The sequence below is a fragment of the Nitrosomonas aestuarii genome, from assembly GCF_003046585.1.
In the GTDB taxonomy this organism is placed as follows: domain Bacteria; phylum Pseudomonadota; class Gammaproteobacteria; order Burkholderiales; family Nitrosomonadaceae; genus Nitrosomonas; species Nitrosomonas aestuarii.
Window position 1 is genome coordinate 1 of sequence record NZ_QAAE01000039.1, and the last position, 5,098, is coordinate 5,098.

The window sequence follows — 5,098 nt, forward strand, 5'->3', positions numbered from 1 at the left end:
CGCAATCTGGAAATTTCAATGTCAATAAAATTTAATACCATGACGCCAGTTTCAGCAGCCGTTCCAGCCAACGCTATAAAACCTACATAAACCGCGACAGAAAGATTAAAGCCAAGTACATACACAAGCCAGATACCACCAATAAGACCAAAGGGTACCGTTAGCATAACAATGACAGGCTCTACCATATTTCGAAAAGTGAGATACAGCAGAAAAAAGATCAGCATAAGTGTCAGAGGCACTACGATACGTAGTTTTTCTGCAGCCCGTTCCATATATTCGAATTGACCCGACCAGCTAATAGTATAACCAGCAGGAAGAGATACTTGGCTTTCCAGGAGCGTTTTTGCTTTCGCCACAAAACCGCCTATATCGGAGGTTTTTAAGTCTACATAAACCCAGGCATTAGGACGTGCATTCTCACTTTTAATAGAGGGCGGGCCTCGTCTTAATATAAGATCGGCCACTAATGACAATGGGATCTGCGCGCCAGTAGGCGTAGGAATTAACGTACGCTTCAAGCCCTCCAAATCATCCCGCAATTCTCGGGGATAGCGCAGATTAACCGGATAGCGTTCCAGACCTTCCACAGTCTCAGTAATGTTCATACCCCCTATGGCACTTTGAATAACGTCTTGTACATCACCCACCGTTAAACCATAACGGGCGGCCTCACCGCGCTTGATATCGAAATCCAGATAATACCCACCTGCAGTCCGGTCACCAAAAGCAGATAGTGTTTCCGGCATCGTTTTCATTACTCGTTCAATCTGTTCAGATAATTGCTGCAATTTATCTAGATCGGGTCCGGAAACTTTGATGCCGACAGGTGTTTTAATGCCGGTCGACAGCATATCAATACGTGTTTTGATTGGCATCGTCCAGGCATTGGCTACACCTGGAAAGTTAATAGCCTGATCCATTTCAGACACCAATTCCTGCGCGGATTTGTTTGGGTCTGGCCACTCCGACCTGGGTTTAAGCCGTATGGTCGTTTCTATCATCGATAAGGGGGCAGGATCCGTTGCGGTTTCGGCGCGGCCAATTTTCCCAAAGACATGGTGCACTTCAGGAAAAGCTTTAATTATCTTATCAGTTTGTTGTAAAAGCTCTTTAGCCTTGGTGATGGAAATACCGGGAAATGTACTAGGCATATAGAGTATATCGCCTTCATCCAGCGGCGGCATAAATTCACTACCGATTTTAGACAACGGATAAAGGGTTGAAGCCAGTAGCAGCATGGCCAATACTAGTGTCACTGCCCGCCAGCGCATGGCCAGCTTGAGTATTGGCGAATGAATTAAATGCAAAAAGCGGTTAGCAGGGTTCTTTTTCTCGGGAATAATTTTGCCACGAATAAAATAACCCATCAATACGGGCACAACTGTAATAGTTAAGATAGCTGCAGCGGCCATGGCATAGGATTTGGTATAAGCCAGTGGGCTGAACAGCCGGCCTTCCTGTGCTTCCATAGCAAAAATGGGTATAAATGATACGGTAATGATTAGTAATGAAAAGAACAGTGAAGGTCCTACCTCACGAGAAGCATTGCCAATGGCCTGCCAACGTTCTTTTTTGGTCAACTCAGCTTTTTTCTTTGCAATTGCGTCACTTAGTTGTTTATGGGCATTTTCCACCATCACAATGGCGCCATCGACCATATCACCAATCGCAATAGCTATACCACCCAATGACATGATATTTGCATTAATACCTTGCCATTTCATGACAATAAAGGCCATTAGCACGGCAAGTGGTAGCGTGATGACAATGACCAGGGATGAACGCAGATGGAGTAGAAATAAGCCAACAAGTACACAGACTATGATCAGTTCCTGAACCAGCGCTGTATTCAATGTATTCACTGCGCGCTCAATCAGGTCGCCACGATCATAAACAGGAACAATCTCAACCCCTTCTGGCAGTCCTTGTTTAAGTTCTTCCAGTTTTTTACGTACTCCAAGTATGGTCGCCTGTGCATTATCGCCATAACGCATGATGACAATACCACCAGCGACTTCGCCTTCTCCGTTTAACTCGACGACACCACGGCGCAGTTCTGGACCTATTTGAACTTGTGCGACGTCTTCTAAACGAATGGGGGTGCCATTGGCGTCAACACCAACTGGAATACTTTTGATGTCATCAAGCGATTGGATATAGCCTAAACCACGTACCATATATTCAGTTTCTGCCATTTCAACTACTCTGCCGCCAACATCATTATTCGAGCGTTGAATGGCATATTTCACTTTGGACAAGGGAATGCCATAGGCGAGTAATGCATTCGGGTTAACTTCTATCTGGTATTGTTTGACATAACCACCGACTGACGCGACTTCTGATACACCGGGTACTGTTTGCAATGGGTAGCGCAAATACCAGTCCTGAATGGAACGTAACTGTGCCAGGTCATGTTTTCCGGTTCTATCGAGTAGCGCATACTCGTAAACCCAGCCAACACCGGTTGCATCCGGCCCCAGTGATGGATTTACACCTTGCGGCAGCCGCTCATTGGCATAATTAAGGTACTCCAGCACTCGGGATCTGGCCCAATACATATCGGTATCATCTTCAAAAATGATATAAACAAAGGATAGTCCAAAGAAAGAATAGCCGCGCACCACTTTTGCATGCGGTACCGCCAGCATGGCGGTAGTCAACGGATAGGTCACTTGATCTTCTACCACCTGAGGCGCTTGTCCAGGGAATTCAGTAAATACAATAACCTGCACATCCGATAAGTCAGGAATGGCGTCTAACGAGATGTTTTTGAAAGACCAGAATCCTGCTGTTGCCAGCACAACTACCGCCAGCAGAACCATAAATCGATTATTTAGTGATCCATTAAGGATGGCATTAATCATGTTGATGCGGTCCTTCTTCTATCTGTAATGGACTGGGTTTAGTTTTTTTTTCTTCTAGCCCTGGATTTGTCATTTTGGCTGTAGCTTCACGTAAATTGGATTCAGAATCAATCAGGAATTGGGCTGACGTGACAACTTCTTCACCTTCTTTTAATCCATCCAGAACAATCACTTTCCCATCAGATGCCACACCTGTTGTAATGGTGCGTGGTTCAAATTTGCCAGCATCACGTACAACCAGCACCTTGTCGCGCGTGCCTGAACGAATGACTGCCTCGGAGGGAATAACTAATGCACTCTTTTGCTTGCCTGCATAAATCGATATTTCGGCAAACATATCCGGTTTTAATAACAATTCGGTATTTTTAAAATCAAGACGAACTTTGATTGTTCTGGTTTTTGCTTCGGCATAGGGATAAATGAAAGCCAGGTGACCTCTGAAAACACGCCCAGGAATGCCTGCCAGCCGCATTTCAACCAAATCACCCGATTGCACCCAGGGTAATTCATTTTCATAGATATCGGCATATACCCAGACTGTGGACAAATCGGCTATCATATAAATCTCTGTTGCTGGTGTTACGTACTGGCCTTCACGTGCACCGATACTCACTACAATTCCTGATGCGGGCGTATGAATATGCAAGTTTTTGTGTATATTGTGGTCTTGTGTCAGATCATGCAGTTGGTGCTCCGGAACATCCAGGAGCTTTAGTCGTTCGAGCGCGCTGCTGACCAGTTCTTCCGCACCACGGCGGATGTCTGCAATGGGGCTTTGTTTTAATATGTGGAGATTGTTTAAAGCCAGTACGTATTCCTGCTGACTGACAACCAGTTGGGGAGAATAAATACTGAGCAGATCCTGATTTTTCTTAACCTTCTCGCCAGTTTTGTCTACACGCATGGTTTCAACCCAACCTTCGACTTTAGGATGTAATCGTACGATACGTTCTTCATCATAGTCCACGCGACCGACTGTTCGCACAACACGTGATAGTATGTCTCTTTTAACAATCACGGTGCGCACACCTATATTTTGCTCAGTGATTGGGTCAATCTTGACGGTACCCGTCGACTGGCCAGCTTCACTGTTATCATCAGCGTATACCGGGATATAGTCCATGCCCATTGGATCTTTTGTGGGAACAGGGGAAGTAACCAACGGGTTCATGGGACTACGGTAAAAAATCGGTTTCTTACTTTTCTCAGAATAAGTAGTCTGTTTATTATCTTGTAGATACTGCATAGTGCCTGGATGTAAATAATCTTTAGCGAACCAGCCGCCACTGATACCTATAACCAGCATTACAACAGCAACGATTATTAATGATTTACTCATAAATTTCTTCCTTGCCGACAGCAGCCACTAAGTTAGCCAAAGCCTGATTGGCTTCTGCAAATGCACTCCAATATTGCAGCTCATTATTTAATAAAGTAATCTGACTCCGAACCAGGTTTAAGAAATCAACTTTGTTGACTTGATAACCAACCAGCATGGATGCTACAGTTTGTTTTGCTTGAGGAATGATGCCGGTTTTAAACAATATCGTTTGTTCCGTGGCACGTTGGAAATCGCTATAGCTTTGTGAGATCTGGGCACGCACGTTATTCCATTCATCCTGTAGCATATATTTCTGCTGCATCAATTCGCTGTTACGCTGATCCACTGCTTTAGCTTGCTTCCGATCCAAGAAAATCGGAACGTTCATACTCAAACCAAGCGTTAAAAAATCATCTCGATCAATACCCGCTGGATTATCACGTCGAAACCCATAGGAAGCTCGTAACTTAAGGTCTGGATAAAAATCTCTTTTAGCCAGATCTACACGAGCCCTTGCAGCATTGATAGATTCATGTTTCGATGCCAGCAGCGGTCTGGAGTGTTCAGCCAGCTGATACAGTGCAGTTTCAGAAATAATAGTGGGTAATTCTTCTGATATTTCTTCAGGTAATCTTATTGGTTGATTGGCAGCTCTATCTAATAATGCATTCAGTTTCGCAGCAGAGTTACGTCGCATACCCTCTAGTTTAAGTTGTTGGTCCAGCAGGTTGGATAGCTCCAATTGCGCCAATAAAATATCTTGCTGCAATCCTTCGCCCACTTCATATTTTGTGCGTGTGATCTGAATAAACTGTTTTAGCAGTAATTGGTTATCTTTTACGACTTGTAGCGCATGATCCAGGTAAAAAATTTGCCACCAAACCTGTTTGACGTTACTGAGTAACCACCA

At 44.4% G+C, this 5,098-nt stretch carries 3 protein-coding genes; all 3 read right to left on the bottom strand.

Features of this window, described 5'->3' with window-relative positions; translation table 11 throughout:
• The coding region (locus tag C8R11_RS15610) for an efflux RND transporter permease subunit (RefSeq protein ID WP_107796501.1) at positions 1 to 2,867 on the bottom strand (2,867 nt) is incomplete at its 3' end.
• A complete protein-coding gene (locus C8R11_RS15615) occupies positions 2,860 to 4,206 on the bottom strand; it encodes an efflux RND transporter periplasmic adaptor subunit (protein WP_107796502.1) in 1,347 nt (448 codons plus the stop codon). The genes C8R11_RS15615 and C8R11_RS15610, both read right to left, overlap by 8 nt.
• Positions 4,199 to 5,098 (bottom strand): TolC family protein (locus tag C8R11_RS15620; protein WP_107796503.1); only part of this gene is annotated, 900 nt, incomplete at its 5' end. The genes C8R11_RS15615 and C8R11_RS15620, both read right to left, overlap by 8 nt.